The 21,197-nt window shown below is 41.2% G+C and carries 20 protein-coding genes, 2 pseudogenes and 1 riboswitch; of the genes and pseudogenes, 10 read left to right on the top strand and 12 right to left on the bottom strand.

Annotation, left to right across the window (positions count from 1 at the left end; translation table 11 throughout):
- Nucleotides 1-3: 3 nt before the first annotated feature.
- A complete protein-coding gene (gltC, locus tag BGM23_RS12055) occupies nt 4-906 on the top strand; it encodes a glutamate biosynthesis transcriptional regulator GltC (protein WP_004399246.1) in 903 nt (300 codons plus the stop codon).
- Between the two features lie 50 nt (nt 907-956).
- Here gltC and proB read toward each other — a convergent pair whose 3' ends face one another.
- From proB to BGM23_RS12035, 4 genes are all read right to left on the bottom strand, one after another.
- Nucleotides 957-2,072 carry a glutamate 5-kinase gene (proB, locus tag BGM23_RS12050; protein ID WP_015714042.1) on the bottom strand — a complete coding sequence of 372 codons (1,116 nt, stop codon included), beginning with the start codon at nt 2,070-2,072 and terminating at the stop codon, nt 957-959.
- Nucleotides 2,069-2,962: a pyrroline-5-carboxylate reductase gene (gene proC, locus BGM23_RS12045; RefSeq protein WP_080282470.1), complete on the bottom strand. Its 894-nt coding sequence runs from the start codon at nt 2,960-2,962 to the stop codon at nt 2,069-2,071. Before proC ends, proB begins: the two co-directional genes overlap by 4 nt.
- Before the next feature lie 147 nt (nt 2,963-3,109).
- Entirely contained in the window at nt 3,110-3,478 is a 369-nt protein-coding gene (gene rtp / locus BGM23_RS12040) for a replication termination protein (RefSeq protein ID WP_003220337.1), read from the bottom strand.
- 291 nt (nt 3,479-3,769) lie between these two features.
- Nucleotides 3,770-4,486 carry a 3-ketoacyl-ACP reductase gene (locus BGM23_RS12035; RefSeq protein WP_014479980.1) on the bottom strand — a complete coding sequence of 239 codons (717 nt, stop codon included), beginning with the start codon at nt 4,484-4,486 and terminating at the stop codon, nt 3,770-3,772.
- Between the two features lie 152 nt (nt 4,487-4,638).
- Here BGM23_RS12035 and BGM23_RS12030 point away from each other — a divergent pair, with 152 nt between their 5' ends.
- The 3 genes from BGM23_RS12030 to BGM23_RS12020 all read left to right on the top strand — a co-directional run bounded on the left by BGM23_RS12030 (nt 4,639) and on the right by BGM23_RS12020 (nt 6,361).
- Nucleotides 4,639-4,947: a DUF948 domain-containing protein gene (locus tag BGM23_RS12030; protein ID WP_046663292.1), complete on the top strand. Its 309-nt coding sequence runs from the start codon at nt 4,639-4,641 to the stop codon at nt 4,945-4,947.
- A 66-nt stretch (nt 4,948-5,013) separates the two neighbouring features.
- Entirely contained in the window at nt 5,014-5,784 is a 771-nt protein-coding gene (locus BGM23_RS12025; protein ID WP_046663294.1) for a hypothetical protein, read from the top strand.
- Between the two features lie 43 nt (nt 5,785-5,827).
- On the top strand, nt 5,828-6,361 hold the full coding sequence (locus tag BGM23_RS12020) for a GNAT family N-acetyltransferase (RefSeq protein WP_046663295.1): 534 nt from the start codon (nt 5,828-5,830) through the stop codon (nt 6,359-6,361).
- Nucleotides 6,362-6,441: 80 nt separating this feature from the next.
- On the opposite strand, the gene BGM23_RS12015 is transcribed toward BGM23_RS12020, so the two are convergent.
- The 3 genes from BGM23_RS12015 to BGM23_RS12005 all read right to left on the bottom strand — a co-directional run bounded on the left by BGM23_RS12015 (nt 6,442) and on the right by BGM23_RS12005 (nt 10,295).
- Nucleotides 6,442-7,686: an MFS transporter gene (locus BGM23_RS12015; RefSeq protein ID WP_032725874.1), complete on the bottom strand. Its 1,245-nt coding sequence runs from the start codon at nt 7,684-7,686 to the stop codon at nt 6,442-6,444.
- 93 nt (nt 7,687-7,779) lie between these two features.
- Nucleotides 7,780-9,243, bottom strand: coding sequence for an FGGY-family carbohydrate kinase (locus BGM23_RS12010; RefSeq protein ID WP_046663296.1), 1,464 nt, complete (start codon nt 9,241-9,243; stop codon nt 7,780-7,782).
- Nucleotides 9,244-9,260: 17 nt separating this feature from the next.
- Entirely contained in the window at nt 9,261-10,295 is a 1,035-nt protein-coding gene (locus BGM23_RS12005; protein WP_029727226.1) for a 2-hydroxyacid dehydrogenase, read from the bottom strand.
- A gap of 83 nt (nt 10,296-10,378) precedes the next feature.
- Nucleotides 10,379-10,470, bottom strand: a riboswitch (SAM riboswitch).
- Between the two features lie 147 nt (nt 10,471-10,617).
- Between BGM23_RS12005 and BGM23_RS12000 the strand changes: the two genes are divergently transcribed.
- Nucleotides 10,618-12,660: a molybdopterin oxidoreductase family protein gene (locus tag BGM23_RS12000; protein ID WP_029727225.1), complete on the top strand. Its 2,043-nt coding sequence runs from the start codon at nt 10,618-10,620 to the stop codon at nt 12,658-12,660.
- 66 nt (nt 12,661-12,726) lie between these two features.
- Nucleotides 12,727-13,020: a hypothetical protein gene (locus BGM23_RS11995; RefSeq protein WP_015251960.1), complete on the top strand. Its 294-nt coding sequence runs from the start codon at nt 12,727-12,729 to the stop codon at nt 13,018-13,020.
- 410 nt (nt 13,021-13,430) lie between these two features.
- Here BGM23_RS11995 and BGM23_RS11990 read toward each other — a convergent pair.
- Nucleotides 13,431-13,834 (bottom strand): annotated as a pseudogene (locus BGM23_RS11990) (UPF0715 family protein).
- Between the two features lie 88 nt (nt 13,835-13,922).
- Nucleotides 13,923-14,040 (bottom strand): annotated as a pseudogene (locus BGM23_RS21890) (hypothetical protein); the annotation flags it as partial.
- Between the two features lie 68 nt (nt 14,041-14,108).
- On the opposite strand from BGM23_RS21890, the gene BGM23_RS11985 reads away from it, so the two are divergent.
- Both BGM23_RS11985 and BGM23_RS11980 read left to right on the top strand, forming a co-directional pair.
- Nucleotides 14,109-14,231, top strand: a complete 123-nt coding sequence (locus BGM23_RS11985; RefSeq protein ID WP_014477000.1) for a hypothetical protein — start codon at nt 14,109-14,111, stop codon at nt 14,229-14,231.
- Between the two features lie 43 nt (nt 14,232-14,274).
- Nucleotides 14,275-14,568, top strand: coding sequence for a YozQ family protein (locus BGM23_RS11980; RefSeq protein ID WP_014477001.1), 294 nt, complete (start codon nt 14,275-14,277; stop codon nt 14,566-14,568).
- Nucleotides 14,569-14,683: 115 nt separating this feature from the next.
- Here BGM23_RS11980 and BGM23_RS11975 read toward each other — a convergent pair whose 3' ends face one another.
- The gene (locus BGM23_RS11975) at nt 14,684-16,369 is read right to left on the bottom strand and encodes a methyl-accepting chemotaxis protein (protein WP_029727224.1); all 1,686 of its coding nucleotides are present in this window, start codon (nt 16,367-16,369) and stop codon (nt 14,684-14,686) included.
- Between the two features lie 323 nt (nt 16,370-16,692).
- Between BGM23_RS11975 and hpaB the strand changes: the two genes are divergently transcribed.
- A complete protein-coding gene (gene hpaB, locus BGM23_RS11970) occupies nt 16,693-18,144 on the top strand; it encodes a 4-hydroxyphenylacetate 3-monooxygenase, oxygenase component (RefSeq protein ID WP_046663302.1) in 1,452 nt (483 codons plus the stop codon).
- A gap of 36 nt (nt 18,145-18,180) precedes the next feature.
- Here hpaB and exlX read toward each other — a convergent pair whose 3' ends face one another.
- Together exlX and BGM23_RS11960 are read right to left on the bottom strand one after the other, a co-directional pair.
- A complete protein-coding gene (gene exlX, locus BGM23_RS11965) occupies nt 18,181-18,879 on the bottom strand; it encodes an expansin ExlX (RefSeq protein ID WP_046663304.1) in 699 nt (232 codons plus the stop codon).
- Nucleotides 18,880-19,148: 269 nt separating this feature from the next.
- A complete protein-coding gene (locus BGM23_RS11960) occupies nt 19,149-19,826 on the bottom strand; it encodes a YoaK family protein (protein ID WP_004399503.1) in 678 nt (225 codons plus the stop codon).
- A gap of 172 nt (nt 19,827-19,998) precedes the next feature.
- Here BGM23_RS11960 and BGM23_RS11955 point away from each other — a divergent pair, with 172 nt between their 5' ends.
- Entirely contained in the window at nt 19,999-21,036 is a 1,038-nt protein-coding gene (locus BGM23_RS11955; RefSeq protein WP_029727222.1) for a polysaccharide lyase family 1 protein, read from the top strand.
- Nucleotides 21,037-21,197 lie beyond the last annotated feature (161 nt).

Here is a 21,197-nt window from a genome sequence, read left to right as displayed (position 1 = left end):
AACATGGAGCTGCGCCAACTGCGTTATTTCATGGAGGTGGCTGAAAGAGAACACGTTTCAGAAGCCGCTGATCATTTGCATGTGGCCCAATCAGCAATCAGCAGACAAATTGCCAATCTTGAAGAAGAATTAAATGTGACCTTATTTGAGCGTGAAGGGAGAAATATCAAACTCACGCCAATCGGAAAAGAATTTTTGATTCATGTGAAAACGGCGATGAAAGCCATTGATTATGCGAAAGAACAAATTGATGAGTATCTTGACCCGCATCGCGGAACGGTAAAGATCGGCTTTCCTACAAGCCTCGCCAGCCAGCTTTTGCCGACTGTCATTTCAGCGTTTAAAGAAGAATATCCGCACGTCGAATTTTTGCTGCGCCAAGGCTCCTATAAGTTTCTGATTGAAGCTGTCAGAAACCGCGATATTGATCTGGCCTTATTAGGACCGGTGCCGACGAATTTCTCTGACATAACGGGAAAAATATTATTTACTGAAAAAATTTACGCGCTTGTTCCATTAAATCATCCGCTTGCTAAACAAAAAACGGTTCATTTAATCGATTTGCGCAACGACCAATTTGTATTGTTCCCGGAAGGATTTGTACTTAGAGAGATGGCAATTGATACTTGCAAACAAGCAGGCTTTGCTCCTCTCGTTTCCACGGAGGGTGAGGATTTGGATGCTATCAAAGGGTTAGTGTCCGCAGGAATGGGCGTTACCCTTCTGCCTGAAAGTACTTTTGCTGAAACAACACCTCGTTTTACTGTGAAAATTCCAATTGAGTTCCCTCAAGTAAAACGGACTGTTGGAATCATTAAACCGAAAAATAGAGAGCTTGCGCCTTCTGCGAATGATTTTTATGAGTTTGTCATTCAATTTTTCTCTAAGCTGGAGCAGTATCAATAAAAAAATGAACCCGAGCTTCTATATAGAAGCTTCGGGTTTTTTTCTGCAAATTAATTTACAGGTAAAGAAAAATCCACATGGCAAACAAAGGCTTCTTGATCAATTAGAGCTCTGTTTGTCAGTTCCTTGTTCTTTTCCGGTTCTTGAAGCTGTACAGAAGAGTAATTGACGATTCCAAGGCCGATTTCCGTCCCTTTTGAATCCATTAGCCGAACAACTGAACCGCTTTTAAATTTCCCTTTAATCTTCTGTACACCGTCTAGGTATAAACTCGATTGGCCGTTTGTTATTTTTCGTGAACAATCATCTGATAAAATCATTTCACCTTCCGGACCGGAATTAAAAGCGATCCATTGCTCCTTTTGATTCAACGGAAGCGTTCCTTCTGCTTCAAAATAGGTGCCTTCCGCCTGTTCATGAACGGCGTGATATAAAATATCGCCGACATCTGCCTGACCTAGGAAACCTTTAATGCCAGACGCCATTACGATTTTAAACGCATCAAGCTTAGAGCGCATGCCGCCGGTGCCAACGATGCTTCCAGTGTCACCTGCGCATGCTTCGATGTCAGGTGTTATTTCACTCACCCGCTGTATCCTTTTCGCTTCTGGATTTGTGCGCGGATTGCCGTCATATAATCCGTCGATATCTGATAAAATCACAAGCATATCTGCATCAATCAATCCTGCGACTTTTGCTGCGAGCGTATCATTGTCGCCAAACTTGAGCCGATTGACGGTAACTGTGTCATTTTCGTTTATGATCGGGATGATGCCGCGCTCGAGCAGTACATTCATTGTATTCCTGACATTGTTGTATCGATATTCATCAGAAAAATCGCTTCTCGTAATTAAAATTTGGGATGCGACATAGCCGTGTGCCAAAAACAGCTTTGAATAAGCCTCCATCAGCAATCCCTGGCCGATTGAAGCTGATGCTTGTTTTTCTGGAAGCTTCTCGGGCCTTTGGATAAATCCGAGCTTCCGATATCCCGCCGCCACTGCGCCTGAGGAAACCAAAATCACTTCATAACCGGCGTCTTTGAGTTTGACGACCTGGTCGACCAGCGCTTCTAATTTACGAATGCTGATTTCTCCATGAAGGCTTGTTAATGAACTGCTTCCAATCTTCACAACGACTCTTTTCATGCTTGTATCAGGCGTCACTTTATCACTCCTGATAGCGGCGCTGCAGTTTTTTCGATATCTTCGCTGATTTCCTTTGAACGCTTAGCCGCATGCTTTATCGCTTGAGAAATCGCTTCTCCGCCGCCGCTTTTTTTCAAGGCTTGCAGCCCCGCTGCTGTCGTTCCGTTAGGTGACGTGATATTATCTCTTAAGATCTCAGGATGTTCTCCTGTTTCCATGAGCATTTTTGCGGCACCTAAAAGTGTCTGTGCGCCGATGCTTCGAGATAACTGTTTATCGAGGCCCGCTTCCTCGCCTGTCTTTTCAATGAATTCCATTAAATAATAAAAATACGCGGGGCCGCTGCCTGCAATTCCGGTGAATATATCCATTTGATTTTCTTGGATTGTATAGACTTCGCCCATGCATCCGAGCAATGCTTCGGCCAGCTTCTTCAGGTCTTCCGACACATATTTGCCAAGGGCAATAGCTGTTGCAGAAGCGCCAATCATACTGGAAGTGTTGGGCATCACTCTGACAACCGGCTGTTCATTAAGCAATGATTGTTCAATAAAAGAGGTGGTTATGCCGGCAAGGACCGACAATATTAATTGATGGGGTTGAATACGTGATTTTAGTGATGACAGAGCGTTTTCGGCGTCTTTTGGCTTCATTGCCAAAATGAGTACATCCATGTCTTCAATACATAGCTGGTTCGGCAAGGCGCCTTTGATTCCATATTGAAGTTCAAGTTCAGTTAATCGCTCTGTATTGCTGCGGTTTGTAACGCAGATGTTTTGTTCCGGGATTTTGTTGGCACGAACGATACCTGATATCATTCCTTCCGCCATAGATCCTGCTCCTATAAAGGCTACTTTCTTTTGATCAAAGATCGGTAACATCTCCTTTGTTCGCTTTTTTGTTCGCATTTTCACACGTTTAAAATGTTACCACGTGAGGAAATGATGTCAAGTTTGAAGGTCATCATTGATTTGTATTGTTTCTTTTCGACAAATATGTATAATGAAAAGCAGGAAACACCCGGTTCATACTGCTGCGCCGGGTGTTTGTTTCTATTAAAAATTATCTGAGAGAGCTTTTTCAATCAGTTTTTTACAGCGATCCAGCTCTACCTTCAGCTGTTTTTTATATAGCTTGGCAGCTTCGTAATCTTTAAATTGATAGAGGACGACTTCCTGGAGCTTAGCCCCTTCTTTTTTTACTTTAATTTGTTTTAATATCCCGTCATCAAGCAGCTCATGCAAAGACCGGTATACTTCTGTATGATTTGGTTTAAAACCAATCTCTTTAAATTCAGACCGAAGTACTTCAAGCAGCTTTAACCCATAGAGTCTCTCTTGCTCTGTCATCGTTATCATATAAAGCTTCAAAAATGCGCGCTGTTTCACTAAAAATCCTGTTGAACTCCTTTTTTCTTCTTTCATCATATGCACTCCTTCTTCTGTCACTGACAACACTATGTACTAAATATTCAATTTTCTTTTATTGTTTTCCTCCTTAATATTAAAGACTTATCGTCCAGTTATCTCATGGCTGCTGATTATAGGTGCAGTGGAAAAATAAATAGGATATTGAACATTTGGTACATAGTTTTCTTAGTTCTATTATAACCTACATTCACTGCCAGCTTCAATTTAAAACGATTGTCAGATTTGCATATGCCGGTATGAATTTCATTCAAATAAAAAAACCTGTCGAAAGACAGGTTTTCATTTTTACGGATTTGTTGACCATAATCCCGCTGTTTTGATGAAAATACGAGGATCTAATTTCAATTGTGCCACCATGTATTCAGCAAGATCCTCAGGCTGCATCACTTTTTCAGGATTACCGTCTGTCAAGTTCAATTCGATAGACATATCACTAGCGACAGTGCTCGGCGTTAACGCGCTGACTCTGATATTATGTTTTCTCACTTCTTGCATAAGAGACTCTGTTAACCCTAGAACGGCAAATTTAGAAGCGCTGTAAGCACTTGTTACAGCAGCTCCTCTTTGGCCCGCTGTAGACGAAATATTAATGATATCTCCGGCTTTGCGTTCGATCATTTCCGGAAGCACCGCGCGAGTCACATGATACACACCCATTAGGTTGACTTGTATAATATTTTCCCATTCATCGGCTGACAGATCTAAGAAACCGCCAAATTTGCTGATTCCCGCGTTATTAATGAGAATATCGATATCACCAAGCTGTTCTTTCACTTGAGCGACGGCTTGGTTAACCTGCTCGGCATCTTTTACATCTGCAGCAGCAAATGCAGCTTTTACACCAAGCGCTTTGACTTCTTCTGCCACTTTTTCAACATTAGCGGCAGTCCGGCCGATTAACCCAATATTTACGCCTTCTTTCGCAAGAGCAAGAGCTGTAGCACGGCCGATCCCCCTGCCTCCGCCTGTGATTAGTGCAGTTTTATGTTGTAAACTTTGCAATTGAAGCACCCTTTCTTTGTTTACCTATGTACGATATCACATTATAAGTAGAATACATCCAATACGCAAATCAAACGAACTGTGCAATCATCATTTCTTTGGATTAAAAAAGCGGAAACAGGGTAATGACAAAAGAAAAAAGGAGTGAACATATGGTTATTGTTTATATCAGCCTGGCAGTATTGGCTATTTCAATCATATTTTTAGGGTTTAATGTGATCCAAAACAAGAAAAAAATAGACCCCGCACTAAAGGAGCTCACTTCTGTTACGCAGGCTATGCAAAAACAAATCGAGGGATTAAAAACAGAAGCAGAGCTGCTGACGCAAAAACAAAAGAAGATTCAGCAGGATGTCCAAATAAAAAAATACACGTTTCAGCAGACCGCAGCTGAAGTGAAAAAAGTTCCTAAAGCTGTTAAAGAGGTGTGGCAGGCTGGTCATTTAAATAGCAGGTCATGATGAATGATATCCCGTTGTTTCGATCAGAATGGACAATGGGATATCATTTTTTGAGGAGGCTTTCGCATGATTGTAAACCGCAGTTGCTTAAAGGAGTTCGCAGAAAAACTACATTCTCTTCCCTCTTCACTTACAAAGTCGGATTTACTTATTTCTCCATTTCATCTCCATCAAGAAAATGAACTTGACATCTACTATTCACCTCATAATGAATATATCAATCGGACTGCTACGATTGTGATTGCCGGGATCACGCCGGGTTTTTCCCAGATGAAAACAGCGTACGAAACAGCAGTCGAAAGTCTGCGGCAAGGCCGCACTCTTGAGCAAATGGCGGTAGATACAAAAATAGCAGCGGGTTTCTCCGGGTCGATGAGACATAACCTTATCACCATGCTGGATTTATGCGGGCTGCCGCAAGCTTTTGGCATTCAAAGCGCCGCAAAGCTTTTTGGAGAATTACGGCATATGCTCCATACAACTTCCGTTATTAAATATCCTGTCTTTATCCAGCAAAAAAACTATACCGGATACAAACCGGCTATCACTCATTCTCCTATCCTAAGCACCTATGCTTTTGGGCACTTCCCTGCGGAGCTTAATCATGTGACGGGACCAGCTCTTCTCATTCCGTTAGGAAAAGCGGCCGAAACAGTGTGTGAAACATTGATCAGACAGCACAGCCTCCAGAATTTGATTTGCCTTAACGGCTTTCCCCATCCATCAGGCGCGAACGGCCATCGTTTGAAACAATTCAACAAAAACAAAGAGCAACTAGAAACACAAATTCGTTCCTTTGCTGCATTGGTTGATTTCGCTATAGAAAAGAGGAAATAAAAGGGATATGATAAACAAAAACACAAACGTGGGGAGTGGTTGAATGTTTCCTATATTAGAAACGGATCGGCTTATACTTAGGCAAATCACAGATCAGGACGCGGAAGCCATTTTTGCTTGTTTCTCAAACGATGAGGTGACACGCTATTATGGGCTTGAAAACATGGAATCTATAGAACAGGCCATTTCAATGATTCAAACGTTTGCTGCCCTCTATCAAGAAAAACGCGGTATACGGTGGGGAATTGAAAGACGGGACACTAAAGAACTGATCGGAACAATAGGCTTTCACGCTCTGGCCCAAAAGCATAGGCGCGCGGAAATCGGTTATGAAATCATCCCGGAGCATTGGCGAAACGGTTTTGCATCAGAAGTCATTTCAAAGGTCGTATCTTACGGATTTTCTGCCCTTGGACTGACGCGTATTGGCGCAGTTGTATTTACTGCTAATGAAGCATCAAATCGTCTGCTTCTAAAAATGGGGTATCAAAAAGAAGGTGTTTTAAGACAGTACATGTATCAAAATGGGACTCCATATGATACAAATGTGTACTCTATTGTGAAACCAAGAGAATGACGGTATTCTCTTGGTCTGTGCGCACATCCCTTTTCCTTTAAAAAGATAAAAAAGCGCCCCTCAAACAGGGCGCTTTCTAATTAAGATGCATATTGAGGAGATGTTTCCTCCTTAACTGCTTTTTCTTCAGGTATATGAATACATTTCGTCAAGACCGCACTTGCAAGGTAAAGGGCCGCAAAGATCCAGACGACACCTTGCGCGCCGACGAGACCGATGAACAGCCAAGCGAGTGCGGGGCCGACAAACGCTGATAAACCTGCAGCCAAATTCAATACAGACATGGCTGCCCCTTTATCATTTCCTGCCACCGTCGGCACAATTGCACCAATAGGCACATAGCCTGCCAGCAAACCGCCCCAAATAAAGCCGATCACGCTGACAACCGCTAAGCTTCCGCCGGAGAAAACAGGTGCGTAGTATAATAAGAGGGTGAAAATGCCGCAGCCGACTCCGCCGAACCAAATAACAGTATTTTTCCAGCCGAATTTATCGCCGACAATACCAAAGATAAGGTTAAACACAATGTTCCCCAGGAAAATCGTTCCCCAAATTTGCAGCCACACATTGGTTGAAATTCCATGCTGGGCCATGTGCATCGGCAAAAAGACTGGAAAACCATATGTACCAATGCTGTTGATGATTCTGATGATTCCGCCTGTAAGCACGCGCGGATTTGTAAATAGAATCGTAACCCCTTTTAAAAGCTCCTCGGCTGTTTCTGATCTTTTTCTTTTCTTCTTTTCAAAACGGTCTTTATTGATAAACAATGCAAAAAATGCACCGAGACATACCCAGAAAATAGAGCTCCAAAGCGTATTCAAATAACCGAACGCTTTGATCGCGTAGCTTGAGTACCAAGCGCCGAACACAAACATGCCGAGGCAATATGCAATCCAAAACCAGCCGACAGCAGTGCTCAGTTTACTTTGCGGTGTTCTGTAAATGACCCATGTCAAGAAAGAGTAAGCAAAAAGCGGGTAACCTAACCCTTTTACGAAGTAAGTCACATACATCACTGGCAGGTTCAGCTGTTCAAATCCAAATACGATAAAAGCAGCTGTACCGATCACATAAAACAACAGCCCCATAAACATCGTTCGTTTTGCGCCAAATGCTTCGAGACATACACCCGAAAACCAGGAAGCTATGGCAAGCGCAATTCCGTATATACTAAAAATGGAAGCGGACTGCTGAACGGTGAGCCCGTTTTCGATCAAAAAAGGACTGAGCCAGCCTTGTTCAAGGCCATCTCCCATCATAAACAAAACAACCCCTAAAAATCCCCAGGCAAGCCGCTTCGGTATTCCTATTTTATCCAACATATCTGTCTCCTCCTTAGATGCTTATATTCATTACCGTATTACCTTATTAAAGTTGAAAATTAAATGATTCCTCAAAACAGCAAAAATGCCGCCTTAAATCAATACTTTGCTTTCTGAACCTGAAAAAAAGCGCTGTGTTTGCTTCCATTTCTCATATAAAGCCAATTCTGTCTGACAGTCCTTCGGTTCGATCACCCGGACATTTGCTGACATCTCCTCCGTTAATTGAAAGGTTTCATTGCAAATGACTGCAGCTCCAACAACAGATGCCTGATGATATCCCTCTTGGACATAGACCTTTTTTTGAAGAAGATCCGCGATATATTGAGTGAGCGCTTTGCTTTGGAATCCCCCTCCGCACACCCAAACATAGTCACGTTCAAACGGAGTAACCTCTGTTAAAATGTCAAAGTTCCATTTAATTGAAAATGCGATCTCTTCTAGCGCTGCACGTACAAAATGTGCCCTCTTTAAATGTGCTGACAGCGGGGCATCAAAAAGAAAACCGCCTCTCGTTAACGCATTCTTTTCAGCCGATAAATAAGAGCCGAGAGCCGCTACACATGCATGGTCTTCTTTTGCAAGTGCAGAAATCTCCTCCTCCATTACTTCGTACGTTTCATTCGGATAAAAAATCTGTTTTAATTTTTGATAATTCAAGCCGGTAATTCCCGGATTCGTTTCCACAAGCCAATGCCCTTGATCCGTATGACAGTTCAGCCAGGCTTTATGTTTTGTATCGCCATGATCCGCAGTAATTTTGGTTATTGGCGTTGTTGTCCCTGATACAATGACAATGTCCTCAAGTCCAGCTCCGGTGCTTTTGACAGCTAGCTGTGTATCCCCGCCCCCTGCTATAACCTTAGCATTTATTGAAAGGCCTAATTCGGATGTATATTCATTTGCTATCGTTCCAATTGCTGTTCCCGCTCTTACAAGAGGCGGAAGGATAGATGGAGAAAAGCCGAAAATGTCGCACATCTCTTCTGACCAAGTGTTTTGCTTCACATCAAATAGCAGGGTTTCTGTTGCCTGTGATGGTTCATATGTTAATATTCCGCTCAGTTGGTACGTCACCCAATCACTGATGCTTGTAAAGCTTGCAGTCTTTTCCCATAAAGAGGGCTGGCGCTGTTTTAATCCATAAAGCTTGAGCGCAGAAAAAAGTGCAGTTGGCAGGCGGCCTGTGCGGCTGTATATCTCTTCCCGATCGGGAATGCCCGCCTCCCACTCTCGGCCGCGATTATCGATGTTCGGCAGCCCGAGAAAAGGATTGCCGTTTTGATCAATCAAAACAATCCCCTGTCTTTGGCTCGTCGATGTCAAACCAATGATGTCAATATCACGCGAACGGGATAGCGCACGTTTTGCCAAATTCATCACCTGCTTCCACAGCACCTGAGGAGAAAAATAACGGCTGTCCGGGTAAAGCGTCTCTGTGGAATACTCGATGTCCTCCCGTTCAACTGTTAGAACACTGCCAGTTACACTCACGACCGCTACCCTCGCATTGCCTGTGCCAATATCAAAAACGAGATAGCCTTTTTGTTTTTTCATTCTCTTAGCCTCCTTTCTTATACCCCTGTTTTCAGTTCGTCCTTGTTATACATTGTCGGAATATTAAGAGTTTTTTCACCCTTCCACTTTTTGAGGGCTTTATTCAGTATCGTCACGTGATGATCCTCCACTTCAAATGTTGCTCCAGCGAGATGCGGTGTTGCCAGAACATTAGGCAATGAAATCAATTCATAATCTGATTCCTCTGGAGGTTCATGATAAAAAACGTCTAATATCGCACCTCTGATTTTATGTTCTTTTAATACAGATAAAAGATCTTCACGGTTTACAACAACTGCTCTTGAAGTATTGACGAAAATCGCACTCTGTTTCATCAGATCAAAATGCTTCCGATCAATAAGTCCAAGTGTTTCCTCAGTACGAGGCAGATGTACAGAAACGATATCACTGTCTGAAAACACCGTTTTAAGAGATACTTTTTCATACAGCGGATGATCGTCTTGAATGTATGGATCGTAATACTTTATTTTACAGTCAAACGCAGTCAGCAGTTTTGCAATCCTTTGGCCAACCGCCCCGAACCCAATCATGCCAACCGTTTTTCCTGTTAATTCATTTCCTTTAAATTTGACATAAGCCTGCAGGTAATCACTGTTCCACTTTCCATCCTTCAGCCATTGATTCGAGGCGCTGGTATGGCGCAGAAAGGAAATCACATTTCCAATAAACATTTCAGCAACGGCTTGTGCATTCCGCCCTGGTGTATAAAAAACAGGTATGCCTCTTTTTGAGGCAGCTGCCACATCCACATTAGAGGGCATTCCCCTGCAAACACCGACAAATGAAAGTTCGGGAACAGAAGCAAATACGCTGTCTGTTACCTGATCAAGTTCAGTAATCAAGCCTGTCGCATTTGTTGCTTTTAGCAGCTGAATGAGTTCATCTTCCCGATATGCCCTACCTTGTTCCTTCCAAGATTGATAAGTAACTGAGCCAAATAAGTTTTCAAGCTCTTTTCGTCCTTCTTCGTTGTACGGTGCTGTAACCAAAACCGTCATGGTGCAAAACATCCTTTTCATTGTATTTTTCATAAAAAAAATCTCTTTCCGAAGATGGAAAGAGATTCATATATAGGCGCGCTCTGTTACAGGCAGACGCCGGTATAAACCTTGCTTTCCTATCTTTCAAGCTGACGCTTGCTGGAATTGGCACAATAATGTTGCCGAGGTTTCATAGGGCCAGTCCCTCCACCTCTCTGGATAGAAAATGTTGAGTATGTAATTTTCAGAATAAAGAATACATTTATCATAAAGAAGTCTCAGATTGATGTCAATCTCTTTTTTCAGAATTGACGTTATCATCCGAAATGTTATAATTCTTACAAAATATCTAACTAGAGAGAGGAACTGGGCCATGAAATCTTTTGCCACACAACAAAACGGCATTTTCAAATCCGTTTGCTCGCTGGACTGCCCGGATCAGTGCGGATTGTTAATACATAAAAAAGACGGGAAAATCGTAAAAGTGCAAGGAGACCCTGATCATCCTGTCACAGCCGGAAACATATGCAACAAAGTCCGGAATATGACGGAGCGCATATATGATGAAAAGCGGCTGACTACACCGCTCAAACGAACAGGTGCTAAAGGCCAAGCGATATTTGAACCGATTTCTTGGGAAGAGGCAATCGATACGATCACCTCCCGCTGGAAAGAGCTGATTGATGAAGAGGGAGCTGAAAGCATACTTCCTTACAGCTTTTACGGAAATATGGGGAAATTGACAGCTGAAGGAATGGACCGCCGCTTTTTTTACCGCATGGGGTCAAGCCAGCTTGAACGGACGATTTGCAGCAAAGCGGGATCTGAAGGCTATAAATATACAATGGGCATAAGCGCGGGAATCGATCCTGAGGAAACCGTTCATACAAAACTATTTATTTTTTGGGGAATCAACGCGGTCAGCACAAATATGCACCAAATTACGATCGCCCAAAAAGCGCGAAAAAAAGGTGCCAAAATTGTCGTGATCGATGTGCATAAAAATCAAACAGGACGTCTTGCAGATTGGTTTATCCCAATAAAACCGGGAACCGACAGTGCACTTGCTCTTGGCATCATGCACATTTTATTTAAAGAAAACCTTCATGATGAAGCATTTCTGTCCGAGTACACGGTTGGCTATGAAGAGCTCCGTGAACACGTGAAACAATATGATCCTGAAAAGGTATCGACGATCACCGGTGTCAGTACCGAAGATATTTACCGACTGGCAAAAATGTACGGGGAAACCTCCCCTTCTTTTATCAGAATCGGAAACGGACCCCAGCATCACGATAACGGGGGGATGATTGTAAGGACGATTGCCTGTCTTCCGGCGATCACCGGCCAATGGCTGCACACAGGGGGCGGCGCAATTAAGCATAACAGCGGAATTTTAGAATATAACACAAATGCCTTGCAGCGGCCCGACTTATTGAAAGGGCGCACCCCGAGGTCGTTTAATATGAATCAGCTTGGCAGGGTGCTTTTGGAAACAGACCCGCCGATTCGCTCTCTATTTATTTACGGAACGAACCCTGCCGTCGTCGCGCCCGAAGCAAACAAAGTCAGACAGGGCTTGCTGCGGGAAGACTTGTTTACTGTGGTTCATGATTTGTTTTTAACGGAAACGGCTGCATATGCGGACATTGTACTGCCTGCAACATCCGCTTTTGAAAATACTGATTTTTACACCTCCTACTGGCACCATTACATTCAGCTTCAGCAGCCGGTGATTGAGAGATATGGGGAAAGCAAGTCTAACACTGAGGTTTTCCGATTACTGGCTGAAGCCATGGGATTCACAGACCAGGAGCTTAAAGATTCAGATGAAGTATTAATCCGCCAGGCGCTTGACCATCCAGATAATCCGCATTTGGCAGAGATTGATTACGATGCACTTGCTAAGCATTCATTTATGAAAGCAAAACGCGAAAAGCCGCTGTTTCCGGGCGAACTTCCAACGCCAAGCGGAAAAATAGAATTATATTCAGAAAAAATGAAACAAGACGGCTTCCCTGCTTTACCGACATATACACCTCTTGTAACCGATAATGAACATCCGTTTATGTATGTTCCGGGGCCAAACCATAATTTCTTAAACTCAACATTTTCCAATAATGAAAAACACATCAAGCTTGAAAAGACGCCAAAGCTCTTTATCAACACAAAAGATGCTGAAGAACACGGAATCGTTGATGGGGCACCTGTACGAATTTGGAACAGCCGGGGAGAATGCCAACTGACCGCTGCAGTTGGAGAACAAGTGCTGCCAGGTGTCGTTGTCAGCCAAGGATTATGGGCGGATGAACAAGGAAAAAAACAGCTTGTAAACGCGCTAACCCCAGACCGATTGTCCGATATGGGCGGCGGCGCCACCTTTTTTTCAGGCCGTGTACAGATTGAAAAGGTTTGAAAAATAATGAAACCCGGAGTATGCCAAGCCCGTATAACATAACATTGACATAATGGAGGCATACACATGGACGTTTTTTTAGGAATTGGTATTGCTTTGGCAGGATATTTTATCGGTGAAGGCTTAAAGCAGATGAACCATACAAAAGGTAGTGAACAAAATGATATCTTGCTTATAAAAGAACGGGATATTTACTTTTACATCGGACTTTTTTTAGGAATAACAACGACTGAAGCAAAACAGTTAGCTGGAGACATGGCAGACCTGCCTTACATTGAAATAAACGGAAAAAAATATGTACAGAAACATATGTTAAAAGATTGGACATTCACATTAGTTGAAAAACATCAGGGTGAATAAAACAAATCTGAGGAGAGCGAGATTCATTGTCACGCTCTCCTCTGTTTAGCTGTATGGATCCTGCCACCAAAACTTTGTTCTATAAGCGCTGATAAAACGATAAACCACCATCTATGTTCTTTCCTCAAACAACTCAAGATACCCGTTCCACAACAATAGTTTTTATATTCCATTGATGACGTGATGATCTTGATGAACGTATGTATCGTAAAACACTTAGAAAACCTATTCGGTTCGAATGTGTGCTCTCATTATGCCCTCATACTGCGCCTTTATCCGCGGAGGATTTTTTAAAAAAAATATGAAACCTAAAGCTTTTAGATTCACGCAGCAATGTTAGTGCAATACCCTTTATTTTTATTGACCTCCATATATCTCCGATTGGTAAAACTACGTTAGCCTGATTTGCTTTATACACCGGAAGCTGTACGTTTATAAAGGATCAGAGAATCCCATAACCAGTAAATCACTGCAGCCGCAATACTTAACATATAATAAAAGTACGATTGCAATGTCCATGCTATTGACGCAGGTTCATTGATAACAAAAAACAGGAAAGCTGCGATAAAAGCAACCACACTGTAAATCAATAGGTACATGACATTGAATGTTCTCGCTTTTTTCTGCAACTTCATTTGGAGCGGAACAGCAAAAAGGCCATACACCACAAAACCGTATAATAAGCAATTGCTGCCGTAAACAATGCAATTATCATATCGCCATACATAACGAAAGAATAAAACCCTAAAAACAAACCAAATGTAAGGCTGGATAGCCCTAATGTCATTAAATAATATGATGCGATTTTTTTCATTTTTTCACCCCCCTTGTTTGATTTATTCACAGTGCTGTTAGTATAAATTCACAACCTTTGTATTTCTTTTATCGAGATGTCTTCCCCAACGGGCTATACGCAATGCGCTAATAAAAGGTTTCAAAAATGACGTTCTTTTATTAGATAATACGCTGGCATGAAAACGCCTCTCCTGATTGGCGAAAGCGCGAATGAAAAAAGTGAATGAATACCTGATCAACAGACAAAATAAGAAGAGTTGATATTCAACACTTTTCGTAAAGGAGTGAAACCAATGAGTAAAAAGGGAATTCAAAATTCAAGTATTGAACAAATGAGAAATGACCATGAGACTGAAACAGCTTTTAAAGCAGATGATCCTAAAAAACATGGTTCTGATCCTAAAAGAACGAAATAAGTTCTTACCCCCACTAAAATATCAATAATCTGGAGGAAGTAAAGTGACTCAAAAAAACGGTGCAGACAGACCTGATGATTATAAAAGATTTTCTTCATTAGACAAGGAATATGATTTTCAGCAATCTATAAGCAGCAATACTGAGACAGAAAGTGTAAACACTGAAACACAAACTCATAACAAAGAAAACAAAAATGACACAACAGATGTTGCCGGGAAATACTTTGAGCCCTCAGATTATAAAGGAAGCACGCAATTAGAAAAAGGGTTGGCTGAAACTCATGAACAGGTCAGCGATGACTATTTTGAAGGGACAATCGATCAAAATTTGGACTAGCCATACAAACGGAACTAACTTAAAAGAAGTCAGTTAACTCTGTTTTTAGAAACAACCACAGTAAAAGTAGCCAACCCCCACCGAATAAGATGGGGGTTGCACGTAAGTAGCCTATTTAATATTTAAAACGATTAATGACGGTTTGAAGTTCTTCTGCCAACTGAGATAGAGATTCTGCGGCATAGGAGATTTCCCCCATTGAATGAAGCTGTTCCTGTGATGAATTTGCAACCGCTTCTGTATTAGCAGACGTTTCTTTTGTTCCAGCGGCCAATGTATGAACTGTGTGCTGAATCACTTCAACGCCTGAAGTAAGCTGTTGAGTTGCTGCTGCAACTTCTTGTATTTGAGAAGTGACCTGTTCCACCAGGTTCAGTATTTCATTGAAATTTCCTGCTGTCTCTTGAGAAAGAACAATACCTGAGCTCACATTTTCTTGAACAACTTTAATATTATTTACCGTTTCTATCGATTCGTTTTGGATGGTCGCTACCACCGATTGGATGTGGTTTGCTGATTTATTTGTTTCATCCGCTAATTTCCGAACTTCTTCAGCCACCACGGCAAATCCTTTTCCTTGTTCTCCGGCTCTGGCCGCCTCGATCGCTGCATTTAGTGCCAACAAATTTGTCTGCTCTGAAATCGTCGTGATAAGCGAAGAGATATCGCTGATTTCTGCTGTGCTCGCTACCAATGTTTGCAATCCATTGCCGGCTGAATCTACAGATTTATCAATGAATTTCATCTGGTCTAACATCTTGTTGACGGACTTAGAGCCTATTTCAGCCTTGTCTCTCATCGAAGAAGAAAGATCCGCTATGTTCCCTGTATTTGAAGCGACTGATGATATACTGTCTAATAATTCAGTGATGGATTCTGCGCTCTTTTCTGTCATTGAGCTTTGCTTCACATTGCTGTCGGCAGCCATCTGCATGGCTCGTGAAATATGTTCAGATGTTGATTTCGATTCTTCCGCGCTTGCCGATAATTCTTCAGAGGAAGCGGCGACTTGTTCAGATGAGCTGCTGATCTGCTTCACAATTTGAGTTAATGAATGAGTAAAAGAATTAAAAGATTGGGCAAGCTGGCCAAATTCATCTTTATTTTTCACAATGACTTTTTTGGTTAAATCAGCGTCGCCGTGTGCAATTTCCTCCAGCTGCTTATTTATGCTTCTTAGGGGCACCATTATGGACTTTAACAGCATTATGCTTAAAACAACGCCTAATATAACTGATATCCCGGTGACAATGATGATGAGCCATTGACTCATTTTCCCATTGTCTCGTATTTCATCTTTTAGATCCTCCACCTCTTGATCCAGGTGATCAGACAGCTTATTGACAGCCGGATCTACGCCTTCTTTTCTTATTGTTCTTTCTTCTCCAAAATGGATGGTTTCTGCTTTTTTCGGATTTGAAGAGTAGGCTGTTACTACTTGCTGATTCAAAGCTCTATACTGAGTAAAACTTGTCTTAATGTCTTCGATATTTGATTGATATCTCTCTTCATCAATCAAGTCATTAACCCGGTCAAGGCTCTTTAAGACATCGTCTGCTTTTTCCTTCATACCCTCGTCGTATTCTTTGTCTCCGGTAATCAAGAAGCCTCTTTCATCATTTGATAACCCGGTCAATTCATATTGGATGTGTTTTATCTCTTTTTGGAATTCCATTTTGTCTTTAAGTTCTTCATTCTTTTTCACAGTAGAAGAAATCATAAATACTGAGGAGCCTCCAATTCCAATAATTGAAACAACTAATATTGATATAATCCCCAGCAATTTTGTTTTCACTTTCATGTGTCGTTTTCCCTTTCCGCACAATGTAATGGCTGAAATAAAATATGTTCAAGCGCGTTTGAATCCAATTCGCTTACGCTCATGTCCATAATATCGACACGGGTTTCAAGTTTTACAGTGCTATTTTCATATGAATAAGCAAATTCTTTACGTCTCTGAACTTACAGAAAAACCTTAAGTAAAATTTGCAGTCTTTTGCGGTATGTAAGTCACTCTTATTCGTTTTTCTAAAAAAGGCTTTTCCCACCTCAAATTGGCTGAACCGGCTGTTTTCTCGAAAATATAATACAATACGCAGCATAATATGAAGGAGCGAAACTTAAATGGGGATCATCAATGGTAAAGAATTCATTGACCGATTGAATAAACTAGAAAACGAAATATGGTATGATGGCGAAAAAATAAAGGGTAACATTTCTGAGCATCCTGCATTTAAAGGAATAATCAAAACAAAAAGCTCACTTTATGAATTGCAAACAAAGGATGAGTTAATACATGAAATGACTTATTGCCTTCCTGGAGATCATAATCGAATCGGCCTTTCCTATCTCCAGCCTAAAACAAAAAATGATTTGAAAAAAAGAAGGACCATGATTGAACATTGGGCTAGACATACTCATGGAATGATGGGGAGAAGTCCGGATTACATGAATACGGTTATGATGAGCTTTGCTTCGTCAGCGGAGCTTCTAAAAGATAAAGAGAATTGCTTTCCTGAACATATACTAGATATGTATGAACAAGCTGCTAAGCATGACCTTTCTTTTACCCATACATTCATTACTCCGCAAGTGAACCGGTCACAGTCCTATTTTGGGCTAAGTGAAAAACCGATATCTGCTAAAGTCATTGATAGAACTGAAAAAGGTTTAATGATCCATGGCGCACGACTGCTTGCAACACAAGGCGGGTTGACCGATGAAATCTTGGTTTTTTCAGCGCCTAAATTTTTCTTTGAAACAGATGAAGCTTATGCTTTTTCAATCCCTTCTAATACAAAAGGCGTAAAATTCATCACAAGAGAATCATTTGTATTAAGCGACTCTTCCTTTAATCATCCCTTAAGCTCCAGGTATGAAGAAATGGATTCAATTGTGGTTTTTGATCATGTGTTAGTGCCGTGGAATCGTGTGTTTTTTTACGATAATGTGGAAGTAGCTAAAGATTTTATGACAAAAAGCTCTTTTCATGCCTTTACCTTTCACCAGGTTGTCATTAGGCAAATGATAAAAATTGAATTTCTATTAGGTGTTGCACAGCTTCTTGTCGACACCATTAATGTTTCCGAATACCAGCACATACAAGAAAAACTCTCAGAAATCATTGTGGGATTGGAAACAATCAAAGCGCTCATTGACAAATCGGAAAATGATGCTCAGTTAGATGAATTCGGCTATATGCGCCCCTCTTTAATTCCTCTTCAAGTCATCAGTACGATCATTCCTAAGTTATATCCTCGATTTACTGAAGTCATACAATTAATTGGAGCTAGCGGAATGGTGACATTGCCTACCGAAAATGCATTTGACTCAGAGATACGGGAAGATCTTGACCAATATCTTCAAGCAACCAATACAAATGCTGAAGAACGTGTGAAAATTTTCCGTTTGGCATGGGATTTAACAATGAGTTCATTCGGAACTAGACAAACTCACTATGAAAGATACTTTTTCGGAGATCCTATTCGGATTTCAAGCAGGCTGTATACCAGTTATCCAAAGCAGGAGCAGTTGAACATGATTAAAACATTTTTACATGCAGATGCAGAACAATGAAAAAACAGCGGGAAAAGATCCGCTGTTTCGTATTTTTTATTCAGGAAACTGAACATGGCCCGGTACAGTATAGGCTTTGGACGTTCCGCTTTCAGGCAGCTTGGGAATGGTGTCTTTCACAACTTTTCCGCGGATGTCAGTCATTCTGACTTTGAGAGAACCTGTCCCTAAATTCGTACTCACAAAATGGTTATAGTCCATTTTCTCCATGTTGATCCACTTACCATCCTTTTCATATTGCATTTTCATAACAGGATACTTGTGATTTCTGACTTGGATTGCTGCCCACCACCTGCTGCTGCCTTCTTTGATCCGGTACGTGAAATTGCCGGTGATTGGGGCTTTGACAACACGCCATTTAATATTGATTTTTCCGTCTTTCATATTGCCGATTTTACGGAAGGCATTAGGTGACAGATCAAGAGCTCCCCGAGCGCCTTCGGGATAAAGATCAGTAACATATACGGTTGTTTTCCCTTTTGGCCCTTCAACTTCTAAATAAGAGCCGGCAAGTGCTGCTTTTACTCCTCTGTAATTGAGATCCGCCGGATTTATTGCAGTAATCTCCATATCGGAAGGAATGGGATCCAGCAGGAAAGCTCCTCCTGAATAACCTGACCCTGTATACGTTGCATAACCTTCATGCAGGTCGTCATATGCTGCCGAAGCTTGCGGGGAAAAACAGAAGATCGTCAACAAAACCATACCAACAAATGCACTCATGATCTTTTTCATATTTGGTCCTCCTCAAACCAGACTTTAAATGAGAATCATTATCATTATAAGACTCAATCCATCTGGTTTGAAAGAGGAAATAGATTCATAGATGATTTTAAGGCAAATTCACTATCATTCATATATCAAATGTAGGTACTTATGAAAAAGCCAATACAAATGAACGAATGTGCACTTCAGCCGAATGTCTTATTTTTCCCTCTCAAAATTCGCATTTCAATAACGAAATGAAACAGGCTGTTGGCCTGATAACAGCTATACAGGAAAAGCTATTTTTCCCCGCTCAGTTTCAACTTAGCTGTCATCATGATGCCAAAGATCAGCACAATCGGAACCCAAATAATGAAGTGATAAAAATCAGGCTCAGCCAGAGCAACAATAATAGCCCCTACACAATACAAAATAATAGCCAGTGCTCTTAACACAGTATCTCTTAAGAAAGTCTTCTTTTGCTTCTTAAAAAACAAACGGCCGGATATATCCTCTAAAAGAGAAGCCAAAGTGCCGGTCAACACAGTTGAAGAAATACCTGCAATCCCCAGTTTTTTTGCTGCTGTAGTTTGAATCCCCATAGAAATGCTCATGAGTATAATTAGAATGTGCACAGGAACAAATGCCCGGTAAAAAGAAAGACAAGCAAAGACAAACAAAATGAATGCTTCAAGTGCGAGGGCTTTTGTCACAGCAGAAGGCCAAAGGGTATTTTCCGCCTTTCCGACCATCAATGTAGCAATGATCACGCCGCATATAAATCCGATTAGCGCAGTCAAGGAATTAAAAACAGTGACCTGAATGGATTTGCCGATAGCTAACCCCAATAATACAATGTTTCCAGTCATATTAGCTGTGAACACATGTCCCAGGCTTAAATACCCGATTACATCCACGATTCCAGCTGTTAAACATAAAAGTGATAGCAAGGTGTTTCGATAAGCTGCTGCAGTCAACGGTGTATCAATCCTTTCTTCTATTTCAATTGTTAGTATGTCTTTTGGCGCAATCTCTATTTTTTAAGTAACCCAACATTAATTAGGAAGATAGAACCTATCATTCCTTTCCATTAACTGTAATAATAATCCCCGCAAGGAAATGATTAAAATTGAAAGGAAGCATATTGTGATGAAACGACTTTGTTTATGGTTCACCGTCTTTAGCTTGTTTTTGGTTCTCTTGCCTGGAAAAGCATTAGGTGCAGTCGATTTTCCGAATACCTCAACAAATGGCCTTTTAGGTTTTGCCGGAAATGCCAAAAATGAAAAAGGCATCTCTAAAACGGGCACAACGGGTGGAAAAAACGGGCAGATTGTTTACATTCAAAGCGTAAATGATTTAAAAACCCATCTAGGAGGATCCACTCCGAAAATTTTAGTGCTTCAAAATGATCTTTCCGCATCTGCGAAAACAACAGTTACCATTGGCTCAAATAAAACACTCGTGGGCTCTTACGCGAAAAAAACGCTGAAAAATATTTATTTAACAACTTCATCAGCTTCTGGAAATGTCATTTTTCAAAATTTAACGTTTGAACACAGTCCGCAGATTAACGGAAATAATGATATCCAGCTTTATTTAGATTCCGGTATGAACTATTGGATTGATCATGTCACATTCTCAGGTCATAGCTATAATGCAAGCGGAACCGATTTGGACAAACTCGTGTATATCGGAAAATCCGCAGATTATATCACGATCAGCAACTCAAAATTTGCGAATCATAAATACGGTTTGATTTTAGGATACCCGGATGATTCTCAGCATCAATATGACGGCTACCCCCACATGACAATCGCCAATAATTATTTTGAGAACTTGTATGTTAGAGGCCCAGGTCTGATGAGATACGGTTACTTTCATGTTAAAAACAATTACAGCAATAATTTTAACCAGGCGATTACAATTGCTACAAAAGCAAAAATATATTCCGAATATAATTACTTTGGGAAAGGCAGTGAAAAAGGCGGCATCCTTGACGACAAGGGCACTGGTTATTTCAAAGACATAGGCAGCTATCCATCACTCAACAAGCAAACCTCTCCGCTGACTTCTTGGAATCCCGGGTCAAACTATAGCTATCGTGTCCAAACGCCGGAATATACAAAAGAATTTGTCACGAAATATGCCGGATCACAAAGTACAACTCTGGTATTTGGCTACTGATATAAAAGAGGCCCTGCGTTAAAAACGCTGTGCCTCATTTTATACTTATAGGCTATTTTTAAGCGATCCTTGTAACTCCTTCAAGATCCAGCGTCGGTCAAACTAAAAAGCATATGTTTTTTTCTACATAACTTCTTAAATGGCTTTCTTATTATACCAGT

This window comes from Bacillus sp. FJAT-14266 (assembly GCF_001719225.1).
GTDB classification, from domain to species: Bacteria; Bacillota; Bacilli; order Bacillales; family Bacillaceae; genus Bacillus; species Bacillus subtilis.
Note: the sequence above shows the minus strand (reverse complement) of the source record. Positions and strands in the feature narration are given on the sequence as shown.

What these genes read in the sequence shown, in the direction of transcription:
- hpaB (WP_046663302.1), top strand. Translation starts at nt 16,693, where the DNA reads ATGGGGATCATCAATGGTAAAGAATTCATTGACCGATTGAATAAACTA.
- BGM23_RS12005 (WP_029727226.1), bottom strand. Translation starts at nt 10,295, where the DNA reads ATGAAAAATACAATGAAAAGGATGTTTTGCACCATGACGGTTTTGGTT.
- BGM23_RS11985 (WP_014477000.1), top strand. Translation starts at nt 14,109, where the DNA reads ATGAGTAAAAAGGGAATTCAAAATTCAAGTATTGAACAAATGAGAAAT.
- BGM23_RS11975 (WP_029727224.1), bottom strand. Translation starts at nt 16,369, where the DNA reads ATGAAAGTGAAAACAAAATTGCTGGGGATTATATCAATATTAGTTGTT.
- proC (WP_080282470.1), bottom strand. Translation starts at nt 2,962, where the DNA reads ATGCGAACAAAAAAGCGAACAAAGGAGATGTTACCGATCTTTGATCAA.
- BGM23_RS12000 (WP_029727225.1), top strand. Translation starts at nt 10,618, where the DNA reads ATGAAATCTTTTGCCACACAACAAAACGGCATTTTCAAATCCGTTTGC.
- BGM23_RS12020 (WP_046663295.1), top strand. Translation starts at nt 5,828, where the DNA reads ATGTTTCCTATATTAGAAACGGATCGGCTTATACTTAGGCAAATCACA.
- BGM23_RS12015 (WP_032725874.1), bottom strand. Translation starts at nt 7,686, where the DNA reads ATGTTGGATAAAATAGGAATACCGAAGCGGCTTGCCTGGGGATTTTTA.
- BGM23_RS12025 (WP_046663294.1), top strand. Translation starts at nt 5,014, where the DNA reads ATGATTGTAAACCGCAGTTGCTTAAAGGAGTTCGCAGAAAAACTACAT.
- exlX (WP_046663304.1), bottom strand. Translation starts at nt 18,879, where the DNA reads ATGAAAAAGATCATGAGTGCATTTGTTGGTATGGTTTTGTTGACGATC.
- BGM23_RS12030 (WP_046663292.1), top strand. Translation starts at nt 4,639, where the DNA reads ATGGTTATTGTTTATATCAGCCTGGCAGTATTGGCTATTTCAATCATA.
- rtp (WP_003220337.1), bottom strand. Translation starts at nt 3,478, where the DNA reads ATGAAAGAAGAAAAAAGGAGTTCAACAGGATTTTTAGTGAAACAGCGC.
- gltC (WP_004399246.1), top strand. Translation starts at nt 4, where the DNA reads ATGGAGCTGCGCCAACTGCGTTATTTCATGGAGGTGGCTGAAAGAGAA.
- BGM23_RS12010 (WP_046663296.1), bottom strand. Translation starts at nt 9,243, where the DNA reads ATGAAAAAACAAAAAGGCTATCTCGTTTTTGATATTGGCACAGGCAAT.
- BGM23_RS11995 (WP_015251960.1), top strand. Translation starts at nt 12,727, where the DNA reads ATGGACGTTTTTTTAGGAATTGGTATTGCTTTGGCAGGATATTTTATC.
- BGM23_RS11955 (WP_029727222.1), top strand. Translation starts at nt 19,999, where the DNA reads ATGAAACGACTTTGTTTATGGTTCACCGTCTTTAGCTTGTTTTTGGTT.